The organism is Peribacillus asahii, from assembly GCF_003570725.1.
Classification (GTDB): domain Bacteria; phylum Bacillota; class Bacilli; order Bacillales; family DSM-1321; genus Peribacillus; species Peribacillus asahii.
On sequence record NZ_QWVS01000028.1, the window covers coordinates 12,184 to 33,089 of the forward strand.

16 protein-coding genes are annotated in these 20,906 nt (G+C 34.9%); 2 read left to right on the plus strand and 14 right to left on the minus strand.

Translation table 11 applies throughout. The annotated features are described in order from the left end of the window. The first annotated feature begins 268 nt into the window (after nt 1-268). Nucleotides 269-463 carry a hypothetical protein gene (locus tag D1953_RS21735; RefSeq protein WP_245980153.1) on the plus strand — a complete coding sequence of 65 codons (195 nt, stop codon included), beginning with the start codon at nt 269-271 and terminating at the stop codon, nt 461-463. A 141-nt stretch (nt 464-604) separates the two neighbouring features. Here D1953_RS21735 and brnQ read toward each other — a convergent pair whose 3' ends face one another. The 5 genes from brnQ to D1953_RS14345 form a co-directional block, all read right to left on the minus strand. Then, nucleotides 605-1,954: a branched-chain amino acid transport system II carrier protein gene (gene brnQ, locus D1953_RS14330; RefSeq protein ID WP_119117874.1), complete on the minus strand. Its 1,350-nt coding sequence runs from the start codon at nt 1,952-1,954 to the stop codon at nt 605-607. Nucleotides 1,955-2,386: 432 nt separating this feature from the next. Continuing rightward, nucleotides 2,387-3,658 (minus strand): MFS transporter, encoded by a 1,272-nt coding sequence (locus D1953_RS14335; RefSeq protein ID WP_245980155.1) that lies wholly within the window; start codon nt 3,656-3,658, stop codon nt 2,387-2,389. Between the two features lie 65 nt (nt 3,659-3,723). Next, the gene (locus D1953_RS21990; protein WP_281271559.1) at nt 3,724-3,846 is read right to left on the minus strand and encodes a hypothetical protein; all 123 of its coding nucleotides are present in this window, start codon (nt 3,844-3,846) and stop codon (nt 3,724-3,726) included. Between the two features lie 31 nt (nt 3,847-3,877). After that, complete coding sequence (locus D1953_RS14340; RefSeq protein ID WP_119117875.1) at nt 3,878-5,248, minus strand: CoA-binding protein; 1,371 nt, start codon at nt 5,246-5,248, stop codon at nt 3,878-3,880. A gap of 520 nt (nt 5,249-5,768) precedes the next feature. Next, nucleotides 5,769-7,847, minus strand: a complete 2,079-nt coding sequence (locus tag D1953_RS14345; RefSeq protein ID WP_119117876.1) for a sigma 54-interacting transcriptional regulator — start codon at nt 7,845-7,847, stop codon at nt 5,769-5,771. A 673-nt stretch (nt 7,848-8,520) separates the two neighbouring features. Between D1953_RS14345 and D1953_RS14350 the strand changes: the two genes are divergently transcribed. After that, on the plus strand, nt 8,521-9,882 hold the full coding sequence (locus tag D1953_RS14350) for a S1C family serine protease (protein ID WP_245980158.1): 1,362 nt from the start codon (nt 8,521-8,523) through the stop codon (nt 9,880-9,882). 105 nt (nt 9,883-9,987) lie between these two features. Here D1953_RS14350 and D1953_RS14355 read toward each other — a convergent pair whose 3' ends face one another. The 9 genes from D1953_RS14355 to D1953_RS14395 form a co-directional block, all read right to left on the minus strand. Further along, nucleotides 9,988-11,535 carry a phosphodiester glycosidase family protein gene (locus D1953_RS14355; RefSeq protein WP_119117877.1) on the minus strand — a complete coding sequence of 516 codons (1,548 nt, stop codon included), beginning with the start codon at nt 11,533-11,535 and terminating at the stop codon, nt 9,988-9,990. Nucleotides 11,536-11,701: 166 nt separating this feature from the next. After that, nucleotides 11,702-13,168: a glycosyltransferase family protein gene (locus tag D1953_RS14360; protein ID WP_119117878.1), complete on the minus strand. Its 1,467-nt coding sequence runs from the start codon at nt 13,166-13,168 to the stop codon at nt 11,702-11,704. A gap of 95 nt (nt 13,169-13,263) precedes the next feature. Further along, a complete protein-coding gene (locus tag D1953_RS14365; protein WP_119117879.1) occupies nt 13,264-14,166 on the minus strand; it encodes an FTR1 family iron permease in 903 nt (300 codons plus the stop codon). A 45-nt stretch (nt 14,167-14,211) separates the two neighbouring features. Further along, nucleotides 14,212-14,967 (minus strand): hypothetical protein, encoded by a 756-nt coding sequence (locus tag D1953_RS14370; RefSeq protein WP_119117880.1) that lies wholly within the window; start codon nt 14,965-14,967, stop codon nt 14,212-14,214. A 39-nt stretch (nt 14,968-15,006) separates the two neighbouring features. Then, entirely contained in the window at nt 15,007-15,804 is a 798-nt protein-coding gene (locus D1953_RS14375) for a glycosyltransferase family 2 protein (RefSeq protein WP_119117881.1), read from the minus strand. A 5-nt stretch (nt 15,805-15,809) separates the two neighbouring features. Continuing rightward, nucleotides 15,810-17,270, minus strand: coding sequence for an alkaline phosphatase family protein (locus D1953_RS14380; protein ID WP_119117882.1), 1,461 nt, complete (start codon nt 17,268-17,270; stop codon nt 15,810-15,812). Beyond that, nucleotides 17,267-18,208 carry a lysylphosphatidylglycerol synthase transmembrane domain-containing protein gene (locus D1953_RS14385; protein ID WP_119117883.1) on the minus strand — a complete coding sequence of 314 codons (942 nt, stop codon included), beginning with the start codon at nt 18,206-18,208 and terminating at the stop codon, nt 17,267-17,269. Before D1953_RS14385 ends, D1953_RS14380 begins: the two co-directional genes overlap by 4 nt. Continuing rightward, nucleotides 18,192-19,139 carry an SDR family NAD(P)-dependent oxidoreductase gene (locus D1953_RS14390; protein WP_119117884.1) on the minus strand — a complete coding sequence of 316 codons (948 nt, stop codon included), beginning with the start codon at nt 19,137-19,139 and terminating at the stop codon, nt 18,192-18,194. The genes D1953_RS14385 and D1953_RS14390 overlap by 17 nt, the downstream gene beginning before the upstream one ends. 121 nt (nt 19,140-19,260) lie before the next feature. Continuing rightward, nucleotides 19,261-20,448: a hypothetical protein gene (locus D1953_RS14395; protein ID WP_119117885.1), complete on the minus strand. Its 1,188-nt coding sequence runs from the start codon at nt 20,446-20,448 to the stop codon at nt 19,261-19,263. Nucleotides 20,449-20,906 lie beyond the last annotated feature (458 nt).

Here is a 20,906-nt window from a genome sequence, read left to right on the forward strand (position 1 = left end):
ATACATTATCGATTACGTTTAGAAAATAGTCATTCATCAATGATTTAGTAAGTTTTTAGTATAAACACCATTATTACGTGATTAATAGTACTTTAAAACCATCAACATAGACACCACTAAAATTCCCAGTCCAAAATAAAAAAGATATGTCTATTACACATCTACCTTGTTAACACATGATTAGGCTCGTTGGGACATTGTGATTCCGTATTACAAGCGAGACAGAGGTTAACGGTCAATCATCTACTGAATAAGGAGGAGATAATGAATGAATCCAGTTGTGGGTCTGGATGTCTCAAAAGGTGAAATTCAAGTTCAAGTGTTCTTGCATAAAAAAGTGCCCTATAAAAGCAGCGTGAAGATTGAACATACGGTGGAAGGACTAGAAGCGTTACATTCTTTTTTATTAGAGTTAGAGCATCAAACAGGAATGAAAGGAAACCTAGTGGTGCTAAAAAAGTGAATAAAGTGGCAGTGAATCCCATTGACTCTCCTACAGGGTATGCATTTTAAAACATCTTTATTTTAATTGTTTAAAAATAAAGGCGCTCATAAAGTATTATACTTTTATGAACGCCTTTTCTTTGAGAATATTCAAATATGGTTATTTCTGTTTAATATCTTCTAATACTGTATACTTTTTATGTTTTAATTTACTAATAAAATATCCTATTAGGCCTCCAATGATAGCTGGAAGTCCCCAACCTAGACCGATACTATATAACGGCACATATTGATTAAAGAAATCATCGACACTATGAAATTGAAAACCAGCTACAGTAAGTCCATCAAATAGACTAATAATAAATGTGAATAGCAAACTGATTTGATAGACCTTCCGATGGCCATTAAATAATGAATGTAAGAAGGTTAAGGCAATCAGTACGATAGCAAGTGGATAAATCACCGTTAAGACAGGCTCTGAAATAGTGATAAGATGCGTTAAACCAATATTAGCAACCATAGCACTAAAAATTGATAAAACAATCGTAATGACTTTATAAGAGATTTTAGGAAATAGACTATGAAAGAATGACGAACAAGCTGTCACTAGACCAACGCTTGTTGTTAAACAAGCCACTGTTATAAGAAGGCCTAAAAGTACATTACCATATGAACCAAAGTAATAATGGGAAACACCCGCTAGAACTTCTCCCCCATTATCTAAATATCCAAGTTTCCCTACGCTTGATGCTCCCATATAAGCAATAGCTGTATAAAAAAGAACGAGTATGATTGCAGCGATTCCTGTCGCTTTAATACAAACACTCATAATTTGCTTCTTAGTCGTAGCACCTTTCTCTTTAATCGCATTAATTATAATAATACCAAAAACAAAAGAAGCTAAAGTATCCATTGTCAAATATCCTTGTTGAAATCCTTTAAAAAATGGATTAACTTGATAATCAGGTATAGGTGCTTGAAATTGAGAGATAGGAAAAATAAAAGCAATTATTACTAGGATACCTATAAAAGTTAATTTGATTGGCGTTAAGAACTTTCCAACAATATCAACAATTTTAGATGGATTCAAAGACAAAATACACGTTACTGCAAAGAAAATACCGGTAAAAATTAACAAAGGCACCGAATCCCCATTTTGTGATAAGAATGGTTTAACGCCAATTTCAAATGATACAGTCCCTGCCCTAGGAATTGCAAAAAAAGGACCGATAGATAAATATAAAATTATTGTAAAAACAATACCATATATCGGATGAACACGACTAGCTAACGATTGTAAATTATCTTTACCCGAAAATCCAAAAGCCAGAATACCAAGCAATGGTAAACCGACACCCGTAACTAAAAATCCGGCATTGGCGACCCAAATATTTTCCCCGGCAGATTGACCAAGCATAGCAGGGAAAATGAGGTTACCTGCCCCAAAAAATAATGCAAACAACATTAAACCGATAACAATAATATAAGAAGTTGGAAATTTCCCCGACATAGTTGTCCTCCACACGTTAACTTTAAGTAATTAAACTTTTCCGAATTTTATATACCGAAATATTATATTATCAAAACTAAAACAAGGCAACCTTTAAATACTAATCACACCTTAGATTGGATAAATACGACAAAGTTTAAAGAGCATGAGATTAGTCTTCTTAATTTTGACCAATTTAATTCATATTTTGGTCAAACTCCCACACTCTCTCCGATATCACTCTTATGGCCAAAACATAAAAAAACCGCTGACGCTTAGAGCGTCAACGGTTTTAAACTACTAGTATATTTTCATGTATTGATGGGTATGTTTTGTTTATTAAACACATTCTCTTACATCATTTTTCACTCTCTTTTCAAATTCTTAAACTAGTATAATTAAACGGGACAAATCTAACACTCACAATTCTATTTAACCTACTCAACTTTCACATCACATAACCCGATCTTCGGAAACGTTTTCATTTTCATTATCCAAACTGTTTTCTTTATTTTTAAATGGATCGTACATTTTTTCTCGAATAAATAGGGCTGGGATAATTCCGGATAAAGCATAGGCTATACCTAGCGTAGCTAGACCGAACCCAATGGATTGAGCTTCGGCAATAATACCGATAATAATAGGTGCTATCGCTGCTCCAAATCGCCCGACATTATAGGCACCGCCTACAGCTGTACCCCGAATGTGTGTCGGGAAGCTTTCGCTCATATATGTTGAATTAATTCCATACTGTGCACCATATAAAAATCCAAGAATTGTAAGTAAGATAATAATATTGCCTGGTGTGTTATACAAATAAATGACCGGTAAAGAAATAGCTGTCAATAAACCACTTAGAATATATACATTACGACGGCCATATCTATCTGCTAACCAACCTGCAAGAATTTTACCTAAAATCATGGCTGTATAGCTTCCAACAAGATAACTTGTCATCGTCTTAAAATTGAACCCTAAATCCTCGATAATATAAGTCGGCAACCAAGTCCCTACACCATAATAGCCAAACTGTAAAAAGGTTGAAGTAATAATCCAGAAAAGGAAAATTGCTCTTGTTTTCGGCTCTTTGAAGATTGTAAGCCATTCATTTTTCTTGAATTGTTTCGGTTGTTGTTTTGCTTCTAACCAACCTTGAGGTTCTGGTATCTTAAATCTGATATAAATAGCTAAAGCTACCGGTAAAATAGAAATGAAGTAAAGGGGCCGCCATCCATAAATCGGTAAGATTGCTCCTGCCAATAAGGCCGCTACTAAGTAACCGACTGAATAAGCAGCTTGCAATGAACCTAAAATAGTTGTCCGTTTTTTCGTTGGTACATATTCAGCCATAAGCATCGTGACTATAGAATATTCCGCTCCAATCCCGATAGCAGAAAGAAATCGAACGACGATAAATTGCTCATATGTTTGCACTAAACCAAGTAAAGCAGTTCCTACAGAGAAAACAATCATCATATAGGTTGCCATCCGTACCCGACCAAATCGATCAGATAGCCAACCACCTATAATGCCACCGACGGCCATACCGACTAAAGACCATGTGCTAATAATCCCTGCTTGTGTTTTTGTAATTTGGAACTCTTCCATTAAAGAAGGAATTGTTAACGATAGCATTTGCAAATCCATTCCATCTACCATAAGACCTAAAAAACAAGCGACGAATACAATAATCCAATTTCGATTTGATTGGCTTTTTTCCATCATACATATGTCCCCCTTTTTTATTGCGTAGCATCACATATGCAATCGCTTGTCTTTGATGAATTATTCTAAGTCAAAATAGCTTCGCTCTCTTTAATTTGTGTATCGGAGCAGCCAAGTTCATTTAATACTTCATCAGTATGTTCTCCAAGCAGTGGCGGATATCGCTGATAGATGGTGTATTCGATCATTTAACTGGGAATCCTGGTATTTTTAAATCTTTCACATAAGAGTGTTTAATCGATTTATTTTCATATGATAATCTGTAAAATGTTTGATAGCACTGACACCAGCATTAGCGGACGAATAAAATGGAAGTCCACTTTCTTTCAAAATTTCATAACTTACCTCTAATTCACCTGATAAAGATAACCATAATGGAATAATTGGTTTATTCACCCGCTGTGCCAATTTTATAGTGTGCCTCACTAACATTTCTGTATAAACTCCTAATTTATACGAATAAAGAACAAATACTATATCTAGATGAGGATCATTCGTAAACTGCTCTAGACATTCACTAACATCACTCATATCTTGATAGACAGATATTTTCATATTTATTGGATTGGCAGGAGTCTTCAGATTCGGAAAAAAATCCCGAATTATTGATTTTGTTTCACCTGTAATATCCGGAACAGATAGATTAGCTTGTCTACATTTCTCAGCTAGTAATGCTGATACTCCATTAGAGTAAGAAAATATACCAATCCGATTTCCTTGCGGATGTCCATATTTATAGAATAACCAACCTACATTAAGAAGTTCATCAAGATCATAAACCTGGATTATATCCAGTTCTTTAAAAAAATCAGAATGAACTTGCTTACATTCTTCTTTAGTGGAAATCTCCTCCTCTCCCTGTCCTATATTTAGCACAATAAGAGGCTTTCCGAACCTTCTTGCTTTCTCTGCAGCTTTTTGAAATTTCCATTTGTCTTTTAATCTTTCGATTATCACTAAAATAACTTGAGTGGAAACATCATGGGAAAAATACTGGATAAAATCAGCTGTTTCTAAATCAACTTCCTTCCCCGTAGAAATCCAATAATTAAACCCAATTTCTAAGTCGTTTGCATCTAAAACGGCTCTCCCTAACCCTTCCCCTTGCGTAATAAGTGAAATCTTGCCGTTTTGTAACCGGTTTGGTTCATAATCTGCAACACCAGAAATGCCAATAGATTTACCAATATTAAATACTCCTGAACAATCCGGACCTAGAATCCGAATATCCGTTTCCTCAGTAAAAGTTTTCAATAATTGTTCAAAAGCAAACTTCTCATCTTCACTCTCAATAACATCTGTACTGGTAATCATAATAAACTTCACTTTCTTTTCTACACACTCTTCTAGAATAGGTAAAACAGAATTGGGAGGTAACGTAATAACTACTGTAATTACTTCTTCAGGTATGCTGCTCAAGCTTGAAAACGTTTTCATTCCGAAAGTTTCTTCAAACTCAGAAGTAACAGGATAAACTCTACCTTGATATTTAGATTTCTGTAAGTTTAATAATACTCTTCCGCCAACCTGATGAGGATTGAAAGTTTCACTTATGACTGCAATCGAACGTGAAGTAAGTAAGTATGACAAGTTAGATACTTTTTGAACAACCAGATGATCACCACCTTTTATTCTTGAGAATTTTTAATGTCTTTATTTAATTATTTGCAAGAATCATGCCATTTCTCAACACTTGATATACGGAGGTTTTCAAACATTTCCTCTAAAAAACAATGTCTGCTTTCATCATCTAATGTAATAATACATCAGTCATACATCATTCCTTTTATCCTTGAAAGTAAGATTACTCCCTCTGCCCGTATGTAGCTTCAAAATCAAAAGATCTATATAAGAGGGGCACAAATATAGGAATTTTATAGAAATAAAAAATCAGGAATGCTGTTATCAACATTCCTGTTACTCAAAAGGAGCGTGTTCAAGCAAAAAAATCGACTTGTGATACGTTCCTTCATTTATTCATTGTCTTTTTAATTCAAAGTCTATCAAAAATTCTATTAGAAATTTTCCGATTATATGAATAGCTAGCTTAAACGGATTCATCCATATTTTTGTAGGCTGTTTTGTTACTCCTTATTCCTTCTGATTTTGTTTACGTTTTCATTTTTTGTAACTTACGAACAATAGTTGATTGATCTACATTTAAAATGTTAGCAGCTTTATATGTGCTTCCATACTTCTTCAACGCTCTGTTAATGAGCTTATTTTCAAAATTCATAACTGCTTCCTTTAACGGAAGAATTTCTTCATCATCTATTTCCGTATCTTGCTCAATCATTTCACTTTGTAAAAAACTAAAATCTTTTACATTAATGTATTCTCCTTCAGACAGCACAAAAGAACGTTCAATAGCATTTCGTAATTCTCGAATATTTCCTGGCCACTTATAGCGAAAAAGTATTTCAAAGGCATCCGATGCTATCTGTTTAGACATCCCATATGTTTGGTTCAACTCATTTAAACACATTTCAATCAAGGGCAGTAAATCTTCTGTTCTTTCTCGAAGCGGCGGTAATGTAATAGGAATTACATTTAAACGGAAAAACAAATCTTCGCGAAATTCCCCTTTTTTAACTTGTTCCTCCAAATTGCGATGCGTAGCTGCCAAGATCCGAACATCTATCTTAATAGATTTAGTACCACCCAAGCGAGTTACTACTTTTTCTTGAATCACCCTCAGCAGCTTTATCTGTATAGAAAGAGGACATTCTCCAATTTCATCCAAAAAGATAATTCCATTATGAGCTAACTCAAACATACCAGGCTTTCCACTCTTTCCCGCACCCGTAAATGCCCCCGCTTCATAACCGAATAATTCAGATTCAAGCAAGGTTTCTGGTATAGCTCCACAATTAATTGTAATAAAAGGACCCTCGCTCCTCACACTGTTTAATTGAATAATCCTTGCAAGCTCTTCTTTTCCCGTTCCTGATTCCCCAAAAATCATGACCGTAGAATCGAAGGCCGATACCTTTTTAGCAATATGGACTACTTTTTTCATGATTGGGGAATCCGCAATAAAATTAGCACGAGATTTGAGTTCTACTCGATATTGTTCTAATTCCTCTTTATAACGTTCTGTTAATCTCCTATTATTTTCAACTTCTTCTTGCAACCGAATGAACTTCGTAATATTCTGAATATTAATTACAACAAAGTCTATATGTTCATTTTTATTAAAAACAGGATTGGCCGTAATAATTAAGGTTACATTGTCTTCAGTTTTTTTCAATAAAGCTATAGATTGTTTCCCTTCTAACATTTGTTTTATATTTTCAATTTTGAAAGAAGGAAAAACTTCAAAAATAACCTTCCCATTAAGATTATCATTGGTGTCACCTTGAATGAATGTGAGAAACGCTTGATTATATCTGATGATTTTTCCTGTTGAATCTGTAATCACAATCCCATCATATGAAGCAGCTATGATCGCTTCTAATTGTTGATTTAATTCACGAACAGATTGCAGCTCTCCTGAAATTTTTTCAATTTCGGAAATATCCTGAAAAACTGCTACAACACCCGTCACTTCATCATTTTCTATAATAGGTGTTCGATTCGAAATATACTTTCGATTCCCAACTTGATATTTCGTTCCATATTGTGGTTCTCCAGTACGAAGAACTTCAAGCATACCACTCGGAATAAAGACATCATTTAAAAACCTACCTAACGCACCCTCTCTCTTTACCCCACTTATCTTTTCCGTGGCAGGATTAAATGAAGTAATGATACCATTTTTATCAATAGCTACAATTCCGTTATGGGCATGTTCAAATACAGCTTCTAATTCTTTTAAACGTCGCTCTAGTGTACTTATATGCACATAGTTAAGATCATTGTGGCTAATAATCCCAATAATAGATTTATATTTGTTTTCCACTAAATAAAACTTTTTCTGTTTTTTTATAATATCCTGAATATGATCATTCTCTGAAACAATCATATAGTCCTGATCCAAGTGTAAGTTTGACACTACATTTTCATGATTCTGAATTCCAATCATTACAGTATCTTTAGTTAAAATACCTATTAATTGATTACAAATATTAAATACCGGTAAACTATTGACATCAGTTTGTTCAAAATATGTTAATACTTCTTTTAGATATTGGTTTTCCTTGACCCGTATTGACGTTTTCATGATCATATCCTTAATAAGCATGTTCATGAACCATCCCCCTATTAGTCTTTTTTAATGTGGAACACCTTTTCATCGACTGTATAGTCAGGATGGCTATTTCAATGTTCATTTGGCCGACCTTGATAGATTTACTTCTAATTCCACCCAATATATTCTTTCCCTCCTACTAGCGTCGATGCGAACATAATAGGAATAAGTTAATCATATCACTTTACATTTTCAAAAAAAAGGAATTCCCCTACAATGAGAGGGTAAAAAAATCCAAATATTGGATTATAATAAAAATAAAATATCATTTTTAATATATTTAGTAAAGAGATTATATATATTCTACCGAGATAAATTATGAAATATATTATAATTTTTGATTCTGCAAAGAATTCCGTTTATATAGCAAAACATTCGATCAATTTATTTTTCCTTTATAAAATAGTTAGTTAACATAAAATAATTATAATCAATAATTTCTTTTATTCTATTCAGTTACTATCTCTTATCTTACTAGTCCCTGTTTAGCTCGTTTTCTGCCTGTTTGTTTTAACGGAATTTAACACCCACTAATTGCAGAGTCTTACTGCTTATTTTATTTTTTGGTACAAAATTTATCGGACCTTGTCTATGAATATATTGTATGTGATTTGCAATTCCTATTCTCATACCAAAAGAGGTGGTCGTACTGAAAAAGAGAGCTCTTTTTACTGTGCCGATTAGTATTTTACTTATCGCCATGATTGTGACGTCGTTTTTCTTATTAAGCATCAAGCCTGACACGTCAAACATTAAACAAGCCGAAAAATTATCTGAATATTCAAAACCAGCAGTCGTACGCATTATCGACTATTCAATTGTTGAATGGCAATTTAATGATTATTTGACCCAAGCTGGACCTCTAGTTGATGCATACCTGCAAGAAATAGAGTATCAGACCCTTATCGGTGGATCTGGTTCAGGTGCCATTATTAGCCCTAATGGCTATGTCGTGACCAATGCTCATGTTGTCGAAAGCTCTGAGATGGAAGATGATGACCTCGCTAACGCCGCTTTCCAACAATTAGTTGCTGGAATTGCTGACTACTTCCAAGAGGATTATGAATGGACCTATAATTATATGCTCAGCTACACGAAATACACGAAAATCACTCGAGTATTAAAAGTGATTTTACCTGGTGGAGATGTTCTTGACGGTGAAGTAAAAAGCTATGGGGCCCCTATAAACCAAGGAAAAGACGTGGCCGTTCTTAAAATTGAAGGAAAGAACCTTCCTACTTTACCACTTGGAAATTCAGAAACGATAGAGGACCAAAATGATATTTGGGTCATTGGATATCCTGCAGCAGCAGATTCAGATTTATTATCCCCTGATTCATCTTTAGAATCTTCCATGAACGCAGGACAAATTACCGCTACTTCCAAGAAAACAGAACAAGGCAGCCCCGTTATTCAATTAGATGCTGCGGCAACCCATGGAAACAGCGGTGGACCGGTAATCAATGAAAAAGGGCAAATTATTGGATTGTTAACATTTAGAGGAGATACCGTAAATGGTCAGGAGGTTCAAGGCTTCAATTTTGCCGTACCTGTCGATACCGTTAAAGAATTCGTTAATCAGGCAGGAGCAAAAAATACAAGAAGTCGTACAGATCAGCTCTATAAAGAAGGCTTAACACTATATTGGGGCGGTTACTACAAAAATGCATTAGAAAAGTTTGAAGCTGTCGAAAGGATTTTCCCAAATCACTCCGAAGTAAAACATTATATTGCTAATTCCGAGAAAAAAATCGATGACAGTAAAATCCTCTGGTCCGACTATAAAACGATATTCTATATTATCGATGGTGTAGCTGGATTGCTGATTATCCTGTTAATGGTGTTTACTTTTGCTATAAAACCAAAAACAACGGTAACGGCAGCCCCGACTCTAGCAACAACAAGTGAAAATATTATTCCTGATTTAAATGGAGACGGGAAAATCGATGAACAAGACGCCTTGATTGCACTTCAGAAACAAAAAGAAGAGGAAGGAAAGGAAGAGAAAAACGAGGAACAGAACGGTAGAATTTGAAACTCAATAAGATTAAGTAAAACTTTATTCTTCTTTAAATAGGTAACGCCAGTATTCCTTTACATACAAGGAAACTGGCTTTTTTCATTTAAATACGCTTACATATTACTCCATAATCAACGAAATTGCATCGCCGACAGTCCTCTCTCCTGCTGCATCGGATGGATGATTTACGACTTTTCCGTTAATCGCCATCGTTGTAGAACCTCCGCCATCTAAATTCAAGGCATCTTGTGCGCCTAATGCTTTCATTAATATAGCACTTTCCTCCAAACTAAGTCCTACACTAACTTGCTCATTTCTACCGTCTACTACAACAAGCAGAATATTCCCATTCGGTTTAATGCCCACTAGCGTACGCGGATTTCGCTTAATGCCAAACTTATAAAAAGACTTATCACTATGCACAAATCCCTCTTTTTTAGCTGCAATCATATACTGTTGATTTTTCAATAAAAGCGGCCCGCCATTTACAATGTGGGTTTCTTTAGTAAGGGAAATTGGAATTTGATTACTCATTACTTTTGTTGAAATCATCAGTTTTTCTCCAATTACAGCGTGCTTCTTTAACCACTCTGCACCTTCGCCTATTCCAGCAATAATAGACCCTTTAGCGGGAATAGACTGTCCGCGAGAATTTCTTATTTTAATGACCGTCCCTTTGCTGTCTAATACTACTTCTGTTCCTTTACCAGCAGGGGTTCTCGTTCCATAAATAGGCTGATACTGGACTAATTCATTATGCTTGATACAAGTAATATTATGCTTGAGTTGTTGATTAGAACGCCTTCCGCACCCTCTTATTTTTCCAATCGTACGATTCAAGCCGTCTATAGTTCTTACAGCACCTTTTGAAGATTGAATGTATAAAGAAGTAGATACTGGAGTAATGACTGTATACTTTCCGCCTAGCACAAAGGCCGAACGGTTATTAATGGCTTCGCTATTTAGCTCTCCACTAACAACAGAGATACCTATTAAATCTCCAGGAGTTCCAGCATGTTTGTGCATAATGAAATATCCACCGTTAATGGTTACAAGTGAATTCATCCGCTTAGCGATACTTGAGACTGTTTCTCTGCCTTGTACGGTGTTTAATGCTAAAGATGCAGTCATGCGATGGATAAGGTTTCGGTCGATTTCAATAATATGGATAGACCAAGGGCCTGTTATATTTCTTTTTTCCCATCCACTATATGAGACTTTTACGTTTAAAAATCCCTTTTCAACTAATTCTTCTTTTAACTGAATAGCTTCGGATTGTGTCTTAAATTCCCCCGATTTAATGACATAGCCTAGCACGTCTTTATATAAATCATTATATCGTTCATTATAAATCGGCAGTATAAACGAATCGAACCCGTGTTTTTTTAATGTTTGTTTCGTTACTTTTGCTTTTTTTAAATCTGAAAAAAACCCCATATCTACAGAATAGTACTCTTTAAATGACGATTTCCCTCTTTTTATAGAAGTATAAGTGACTCCTGGTGTTAGTTGTTGAACAAAGCGAGTTTCAGGAAGTCCAGAAATGCCTAAAGGAAGTTCATTTTGGTTAGTTGATTGAGCAAAAGTACTAGAAGGTACGGATATAAACAGAAAGATAGTGGTACAAATGAGTGAACGTAAAACAATTGAAGTTATAGCCTGATTCATTTATTCATCACCCTTTCTACTTTCTAGTTTCATCCTATCCCAGCAATACTAATCAAAGATGAACTACATGTAAAAAAAGGAAATAAAATTATAAAAAAAGGTGACTTTGTATAATGCTGAAATCATCTTTTCGTTTACTTTTCTAATGTTAAGGTTGTAATTCAAATCATTTGATCCATTCATACAGCACAATATCGTGATACACGGGGTCAAAAATAGAATTAGAATGAAACTTTTTTATTTGTTTAATATTTGCATTCACGTTTATACCTTGTGCTTTAAACCCTTCTACTACCTTATTCGTTATTAAAATTTTTTTATTGGGATAATAAGATATATCATGCAGAAAAATTTCAAAGGTTTTTACCCTTTTATGAGAAGTGGGAACATTAACATATTCCAAAACTCTTGTTTCCTCCCAAGTATATACAATTGCCGATTCTTCGTGTGACTTTAAGTAATCAGCAAGTTGATATGCGGCTGGATTAGCCTGCGCTTGTTCAATGACTAACGTATATGAATGATAAATTTGTGAAATCAGAAGGACAATAAAGAATAGCACTAGCATAGTGTTCCTAGAATTCCTCAAAATGTTTATCAACATGATAAAGAGCAAAAATATGACTAAAGGAAGAATATGTCTTGGCTTATCAATATTTTGACCAATTACTACCCATATAAAATAGCTGCTACTCATAATTATTGCTAGTTGCATACTTGAATCACGTTTTATATCATTCCATTTGAAATAATGAATAAACAAGCCTATAGCAACAGCATATACTATCGCTAACCAAATAATTTGAGAAGAAATTCCCGTCCATAAAACATTATTAATCACTATCGTTTTAAGCCTTGTTAGAAAAGGTACATCACTGGATACCGCTGTGTTGCCCCAACTGTTAAAATGTCCGCTTGTAAATGCCAATGACAGTTTTAAGAACCCTTTTATACTTCCTTCAGACAATACTAGACCTGCTACCCAAATGAATTGAAAAGCACCCGCAATAAGCAGGTATGCAATAATATGTCTTAATCTATATTGTTTGTTTCTCCACTTTATATAAAACAGGAGAAGCAACCCTATTGCAAAAGGTAGATAAGATAAACGAATCCCTAACAATATACTAAAAACAAATAACGGTAAAATATTAAACAATAGTTTATTTTTTTTAATAGCATGATTAATACTCCAAAAATACCACCATAAAGCTGCTATTGCAGCTCCTTCCGACATTGGTTGATTGACAATAATCATGATATAAGTTGAAGAATAAAGAATCGCAGCGATTAGTAAACTATATGATTTCGAAACATACTCCCTTGCCAGTTTATACATTGGAAAAAGAGCACTAAAGTAAAACAAAATATTAAACACTGTCAATGACGCCGCTTTATTTTCTAGAAAAAAGTGAATAAAATAACCACCTAAAATAAAGTAAGGATAGCCTGGAAAATGGGGCTGCATCGCCATTAAATCGTATCGTTCCAACGCAAGGACAAAATCAACTTGATCCCATGAAGCTGCATATCGATTTACATGAGTGATTTGCATCCAAAATATCCACGATATAGATATGATACTAATAAAAGCAATGGCAGCTTTCTCTTTAATAGCATTATTTTTGCCCATAAACTCCACCGTTCTTTGATAAATGAACTACTATATACATGGAAAAGCACAAGGCGATGACCTTGTACTTTTCATTAGAGAGGAATTTTATAATATTATTTTTCCATTCGCTCTATCTGCTCGGCACTTTCTGTTTTCTTTACCGATTTATTAGACGTTAATAGATAAATGCCTACAAAGTACCCAATATAAGCAACGACTTCTTCTAGAGATGGCATAGAAGAATAACCAAATAATGCTTTAAGGAAAATACCGATATCTCCTGACAACAATGGTGCTACCCCATGATCGCGCAAATAATGATCATAATCAATTGGATGCTCAGGTAAAAACCATGTTATATCATATAAATGAGGAATTACACTTCCGATAATCTCCAGATCCTGCATCATTGAAATAGCTTGAACTAGAAGCCCGGCTGCAATCAGGATAATGAAGACACCCGTTACCTTAAAGAAAGTACTAAGACGCACTTTCATCGTTCCTTTAAAGAATAAATAAGCTACAATTGCTGCAATAACTACCCCCGTAATGGCACCCCAGCCCTGCATAGCAGCGCCGATGTTTCCACCGGTAATGGCAGCAAAGAAAAATACAGTTTCAACTCCCTCACGCAATACGACTAAAAATGAGTGAATGACCATACCCACAATGTTTCCTGTTGAGATAAAGCTGTCCATTTTCCCTTGCATATTTCCTTTTAAATCCCTGCTATGCTTGGCCATCCAAAAGACCATTTGAGTTAACAACAGAGTTGAAATAATCATGATGCTTATCTTTAAATACATTTCACTTCCCATTGAAGCAAAGCCTGTTAACACGACTTGGAATAACATGGCCACACCTACACTTGCTAAAACGGCAAGACCTGCACCCAACCAAACATACTTTGTATATTGTCCATTGTCCATTCTCTTTAAGTATGTTGTAATGATCCCAACGATAAGCAATGCTTCAAGCACTTCACGGAAGGTAATTAATAAAGCTTGTATCTCCACAGACGCCTTCCCCCTCTTCCCTAGTTGTTTATTCTACAAACACTGTTATCGTCTAGATCTCTTGCGTATAGTAACAATAACTATAGCAGCAATTACACCGATGATTAATACAAGCGGAATCCAATTTCGTAAATTGGAAATATCCGTCCATTCTTTCTTTTTTTGACTAGCTGGTTCAGTAGCGCTTTCTGAGAAATGCCCCACTTCTAAGCTCTTCAACTTAAATTCTTTTTGAAGAGAAGATAATATTTTCTCTTTGCTTTCTGTAAAAGCCTTTTGATCAGCTTCTTTTTCCCCTACTCCAAAAAGTCCCGGATTTCCTAAAGAAGTTAGAGCTTTATCGAATTCTGCATCAATTTGTTTATGCAATTCTGGATTTTTTGCTTCTACCTTGGGAGATAACGCTTCATACGTAGCAAATCCTTTTGCCAGCAGACGCTTGCTCGTTTCATATTCAGTAAAATTCTTTTCAATATTTTCTAAACGTCTTGCAATATTCAACACAAGGAGCTTCTCCATATTCTTAATTGTTTCTTCTTTATCTTCATCTTCTAAATTTTGCAGAATAATTTCGGCTGGCTCAGGCCCCATATGCATATCGACCTCTTTTTTAACAGTTTCGAAATGCTTTTGTGCTGTTGCATAATCTGAAGGATTTTTATCTAATTCAATAAGCATTTCTTTATAAACATTAGCTAGTTCCTCTTCATTCGGATCTCCATAGCTGTAGGCATTGGCAGGTAATGAAATTAAATGACTTAAAACAAATATCAATAAGAAACAAAATACTAATCTTTTCATCTTACAATCCTCCTGCATCCATCATGATTATGTTCGTTTCTATTTTGCAATTAATACACTTTTCCCTTTATGTCTCTCTTTTAATTGATAATGATTCATATTTTCTAACTTGTGAGCATCCGTCTCTACATGTACCTTTTGTATAGGTCTTTTTAGCTCTTTCCATATTGCCGGTAAAACAGATGAAAGATAACCTTTAAACGTAATAAAAGATTCTCCTGTTGAGCGAACTCGATAAGAAATAGGAACTTCATTTACTCGAAAACCTTTTCTAACAAGGTTTAAAGTTAAAACTTGTGCATAATTATAGTCGTGTACGATTTCAGCATGCTCCAGAGCCTGCCTTGTAAAAGCCCTCATCCCTGACTGTCCATCAAAAATCAATTTTCGAAGTAAAATACATTGAAGGAAAGTAAAGAAATAGTTACCCAAACGACGATGAAGCTTCATTCCTTTGATGGTTCCTAAAAAACGGGAGCCCATTGTATAATCAGCTTCACCTCGGAAAATAGGAAACAATAAATTAGGAATTTCACTCGCGGGATATTCTCCATCGGCATCAATCATAACGGCAATATCCGCCCCTCTTTCATAGCTTTCTTTTAACCCTGCTCGAACAGCCGCTCCTAATCCACGATTCTTTTCAAAACTAACAATATAATCAGCACCCGCTTCTTTTGCCACATTTACGGTCTGATCGTTTGACCCATCATCAATAATTAAAACTTTAACATCTACCTGATTATGAAAATGTCTGGGGATGCCTTTGATAACTTCTCCAATTGACTCTTCCTCATTAAAAGCAGGCAGAAAGACAATAACTCGCTGCTTCTTCATGCGCTTTAATCCTCTTTCTTCTTAATGATTGCATCTAATAATACTTTTCCCCGGCTATGGCTAGGAAAAGGAGCTCCCAACAAGTAGGATAATGTTGGCGCTAATGAAACAAGACTATGCTTTTCTTCAACCTTTTTCCCTTTTTCAATATTTGGACCATGTACAATAAAAGGTACAAATCTTTCACCTTCATCTAAATGTCCATGTCCTCCAATTCCATCCGCTTGCCCATGATCGGCGCAAATAAACAAGGTCGTATTCTCCATCTTACCTTCTTTCTCAAGCCAAGATATAAAATCCTCTATTAACACGTCTGCTTCATGGATTTTTTGTAAATATTCATCATATAAAACGCCTCGGCTATGACCGGTTTGATCTGTAGCAATCATTTGAACAATGAACAAATCCGGGTCTTGCTCTTTCATAATTTTCTTTGCCCTTTGCATGATGTTAGGATCTGCTTTATCGTTATGCATAACTGCTGTAACTGTTTCAACATCACTCCCCATCGAATCAACCAAATGAGCGATTCCAAGAAGTCTACCCTTTTTCCCAACCTTTCTTAATGAATCAAAAATACTCTCTACTTTAATTCCTAATTTCCACACCATATTAGAAGTCATACCATGTTCAAATGGATAGGTACCTGTGAACATAGAGCTAAAGCATACAACGGTTCTTGCAGGATAGACCGTTTCCATATTTGTATATTCTGTACCGTTTTGTTTTAATGAATCCATAAAAGGAGTTTCTGCTTCATAAAAACGCTCCTTTCTCATTCCATCCACTACAATAACAACTACTTTATTTGAGAGAGCTTCATTCGGTTGTGGAAAATTATTTTTTGTATAGCTGTTATAAATTTTTGGTCTCCAGTCAAATAAATTACGATGAAGTATGTACGCAAAAACTAAGATAAAAACATAAAAAAGAACTAAACTTAGTAATTCGATTTCTTGTCCGGCTCTATGTGTTTTAAAAACCATTTCCCAAATCGATAAAACTAATAAAAACTTTGGCAATTGTTCCTGTGCATTTCCACTTGTAGAGTCACTATTTTTTAATACGAGCTTCCAAAAGCGGGTGAAATTAAGCCAAGACGTACCTATTCTCAAGTGATAATATAAGGTTCCCCAAAAAAATACCGTAAAAAAGAAATATAGAGCTGCTGAAAATAAAAGCAGTCCAATATTTACTTCTTTAAAAACAATTAAAAAAACAACAAAAGGAATCCATAAATAATTTCTTAACAACAGTGGGAAATCATAAATAAAAAAGAGAATTAATAATGGAATCACATACAGAAATGCTCCTAAAAGATCTAGAATTCCTTCTACCGATCCTAAAACAGCAGCATGAAACAACACAAAAGTTCCAAAAACAAATATTGGCGTAAAGGGTTTTCCCTCATTTAATAAATTCCAGCAACGTGCAGCTACTTTTTCAAATTTAGACGCACTTTTCATTTTTCTGTCACCCCTCTTACCTTGATCCACTCTTTAACTGTTTTCAATGAGATAGGATATTTAACAAAAGCAACGGCACCCACTAAATAAGAAAAAAAGAATTTTATAGCATGCGTCAAAATGGCAATCGTATATCCATCCTTCACAGTAAACCCTACAACGCTTAAAGCAAATACAAGGAAACTTTCATAATTAGCTATTCCACCCGGAGTAATCTGAAAAACCTGTCCTGCAATGGTCACACTATTTGCAAACACAGCTTCCCAAAACGATAGGTCCCCTGAAAGGGCGATTACTGTAAAATAAAGAACTCCAGCTTCTAAAGTCCAGCTTATGACTGTCATGAAAATAATAACGAAGCCATTTTTGCCTAAAAAAGCATGTTTAAATAGAGAAACATGTCTCTTCAAAAATTCTCGGGCATATTTTTTCATAATCAATAACGTTAAGCTACAGATTACAATCCCAAGAATAATCGTCCAAAAAGGTATGACAAACCTTACTTCTAAGCTTAATAAACCAATCAATGTAATTCCTATTAAAGAAAGCATATCGAGTATTCGAAGTACAATAACCGAATGAATGGCTTCCTCATTTTTTATATGACAATCTCTCATGCTTAAAATTTTCATTCTAACTAAATCCCCAATTTTAATGGGAATCAAGTGATTAACAAATAAACTATATAAGATTCCCAACAAACATGTTGAAAAACGAGCTCTGCCTTGTAAATAAAGCTTCCAAGCCATCGCTTTAAAACAAAAAGACATCCAATACACAATGAAGATCAATACCATCAAAAAAGGATGGTGAAAAAGTTTGATCAAGCTATTCCAAACATATTCACCATCAAAGTAATGCAGCGTTAAGACAATGAATCCTATAAGGATCAACACAGCTATTATTAGTTTGACTCTACCTTTAAAGGATGCCTTCATTTTCTCTTGCCCACTTTACCGTTTCAGCGATTCCTTGGTGAAAGTCAACTTTTGGTTCATATCCTAACAGATGTTGCGCTTTTCCTATATCTGCCCAGGTTTTCACTACATCCCCAATACGCGATATTTCCTTTTTCATTTTCATATTAGGAAAATGAAACTTCAATTCATGTAAAAGGTCCTCCATTAAAATCGGTCTTCCCGAGCCAAGATTAATAACTTCACTGTCCGATAAATTCATTAGCGATAGATAAATACCGTTTATAATGTCATCTATATAGGTAAAATCTCGCTCCCTTCCCTCACCGAAAACTGTTATTTCCTCGCCACGCAATAATTTTTTGATAAAACTCCCAATGGCCATATCCGGGCGTCCCCAAGGACCGTAAACCGTAAAAAATCTTAAAATATTCACCTGAAACCCATATAAGTGCTCATAAACCCGACAGAAAGATTCAGCTGAAAATTTGGATGCTGCATAGGGCGAAATGACGTTTCCATTCGCCATTTCTTCTGTAAAAGGGCCGGGTTGGTTTCCATAAACGGAAGAGGAAGAAGCAAATACAACCTTGGAAATCCCCGCTTTACCGGAAGCCTCAAGAACATTAATGGTAGCCTTTATATCATAATCAACATATGTAAGAGGTTGTTCAATGGAATACGCCACACCAGGTAATGCTGCTAAATGAATAACTGCATCTGGAGAGATTTGCTCGAATATAGCTTCTATCTCTTCTCGATCCAATAAGTCTTTTTGGATAAAGTGAAACGAACCAAAACTCGCTATATGCTCTAATTGCTTCTTTTTTCTTTCAATTGAATAATAGGGATGAAGACAATCTATTACATATACTTCATGATTTTCCCGTATTAATCTTTTAGCGAGATGACTTCCGATAAATCCTGCACCGCCAGTAACAATAATTTTCATAGTATCACCTCAATCATTATCATAAAGTGAGGCTTCACTTAGTGAGGTGAATTTCATCTAAAAGACACTTCACACGGGAAAAAACCTTGTTTATACAAGGTTTCCCCTAGTGCAGTCACACTTATTTTGCTTGCTCCACTACTGTTTGTAACGTTTCTTGAAGCTCCTTGATTAATGGCTCACCAGCTTTTTTATCTTTTGCTTTTGCTGCCTCAAGATATTGTTGTGCTGTTTGAGTAAGTTTGTTATAAGCTTCTTCTCCTAGCATATCTTTCAAATCTTTATCAATAACTTCTATAAATAAAGCACCTTCTAATGCAGTGATAGGAGATTTATCTTCTCCCCAATATTCTTGGCTTTCTTTATATTCATCTAAAGCAATTTTTGCATATCCACGAACGAATGCCTTATTCACTTGCTTAGGATCCAATTTTGTTACATCGTTCTGTAAATCAAATTGTTGTAGAATAAAAGCTGCTTCTTCCGGGGCATGCCCATTCAAATACCCATAGATAGACTGATAAAATGCCCAGCCTTCAGCTTGTTCCACTTTTGCTTCTTCTTTGTCTTTCTTCGCTGCTTCGGCTGCTTTTGCGGCATAACCGTTTGGAATATTACCTGTAGCTAAATAGAAAGTCTTAATCAAAGTTTTATCGATTACTTGCTTACCAAGCTGGAACCCTAATTGATCATTCGCTTCAACAGCTTTGTCAATCTCGGCAAATCCACCGGCAATGACATCAACCATCTTCGTTCCATTAGCAGCATCACGTTTTTCTACTGTAGATTGAAGGATTTCATAATACTCTTTTGCTTCTTCTACTTCTTCTTTTACTGCTTCTTTATTATCCCAGTTTTCTTCTACTTCTATAAATTCATGTTTCATAGTTGTATAAAATACTTTTTGCATTAATTTATCAAAAATTTGCTTCACAACTACCCGATCCATGGATCCATCTTTCCCTGCTTGTAGGGCAGTTGTAATATGCTGATCAACCTTATCTTCAAACTCAGCATCTCTATCTTGTGCTAGCTTTTGCAGATTATTCGTATAAAGCTCAATTACTTTATCAAAATCTACCTCTTTGCCTTCTTTTGCTTTTTCCAACTCAGTAACGGCTTCTTGGAAAACTTGAGCATAATTCACTTCTGCTGCTTCTGAACTTTCCTTTTTCTCCTCTTTATTTTCAGTTTGTTCTTGTTTTTCCTCTTTAGCATTATTACTTGTCTCACTTGTATTGCAACCTGTCAAAACTGTACCTGCTACTAAAAAACTAGCAAAGATCGCTGATAATTCTTTTTTTCTCACTATAATATCCCCCGTCTATTCATATATTATTGATAATGAATTTCATTCACATATAGATTATAGTAGAGAACAATTATTATCGTCAATATAATTTTTAAAAAGTAAAAACGGCATATTTACATATTATAAATAACCCTCTTTTTCTAAATAAATTGTTTAAAATCCACCCTTAAAAACTAAATACTGTTCTTATGTCAATAAAAAAAACAATATATAGATTTCAAAGGAACGTAAATATGTACATCAGCATCCATCACAAAGTTATTCTGATATAATTTTAAAAGGAGAATATACATTAATTTCCAATTATGTTTATTTTTATGATTAAACAAATTTTCCCTAAGCGACGGGGAATACTTCCCCTCCCACCTTTCGATTGTGTTATTCTTAAAGACGTGAGAAAGGGTATTACTTGTGAATCCCTGATACATTGCAGAATACAAGGTTTTGAGAGGAAA

Coding starts and splice junctions, on each gene's coding strand:
- D1953_RS21735 (WP_245980153.1), top strand. CDS start 269: ATGAATCCAGTTGTGGGTCTGGATGTCTCAAAAGGTGAAATTCAAGTT.
- brnQ (WP_119117874.1), bottom strand. CDS start 1,954: ATGTCGGGGAAATTTCCAACTTCTTATATTATTGTTATCGGTTTAATG.
- D1953_RS14335 (WP_245980155.1), bottom strand. CDS start 3,658: ATGATGGAAAAAAGCCAATCAAATCGAAATTGGATTATTGTATTCGTC.
- D1953_RS21990 (WP_281271559.1), bottom strand. CDS start 3,846: ATGATCGAATACACCATCTATCAGCGATATCCGCCACTGCTTGGAGAA.
- D1953_RS14345 (WP_119117876.1), bottom strand. CDS start 7,847: ATGAACATGCTTATTAAGGATATGATCATGAAAACGTCAATACGGGTC.
- D1953_RS14355 (WP_119117877.1), bottom strand. CDS start 11,535: ATGAATCAGGCTATAACTTCAATTGTTTTACGTTCACTCATTTGTACC.
- D1953_RS14360 (WP_119117878.1), bottom strand. CDS start 13,168: ATGGGCAAAAATAATGCTATTAAAGAGAAAGCTGCCATTGCTTTTATT.
- D1953_RS14370 (WP_119117880.1), bottom strand. CDS start 14,967: ATGAAAAGATTAGTATTTTGTTTCTTATTGATATTTGTTTTAAGTCAT.
- D1953_RS14375 (WP_119117881.1), bottom strand. CDS start 15,804: ATGAAGAAGCAGCGAGTTATTGTCTTTCTGCCTGCTTTTAATGAGGAA.
- D1953_RS14380 (WP_119117882.1), bottom strand. CDS start 17,270: ATGAAAAGTGCGTCTAAATTTGAAAAAGTAGCTGCACGTTGCTGGAAT.
- D1953_RS14385 (WP_119117883.1), bottom strand. CDS start 18,208: ATGAAGGCATCCTTTAAAGGTAGAGTCAAACTAATAATAGCTGTGTTG.
- D1953_RS14390 (WP_119117884.1), bottom strand. CDS start 19,139: ATGAAAATTATTGTTACTGGCGGTGCAGGATTTATCGGAAGTCATCTC.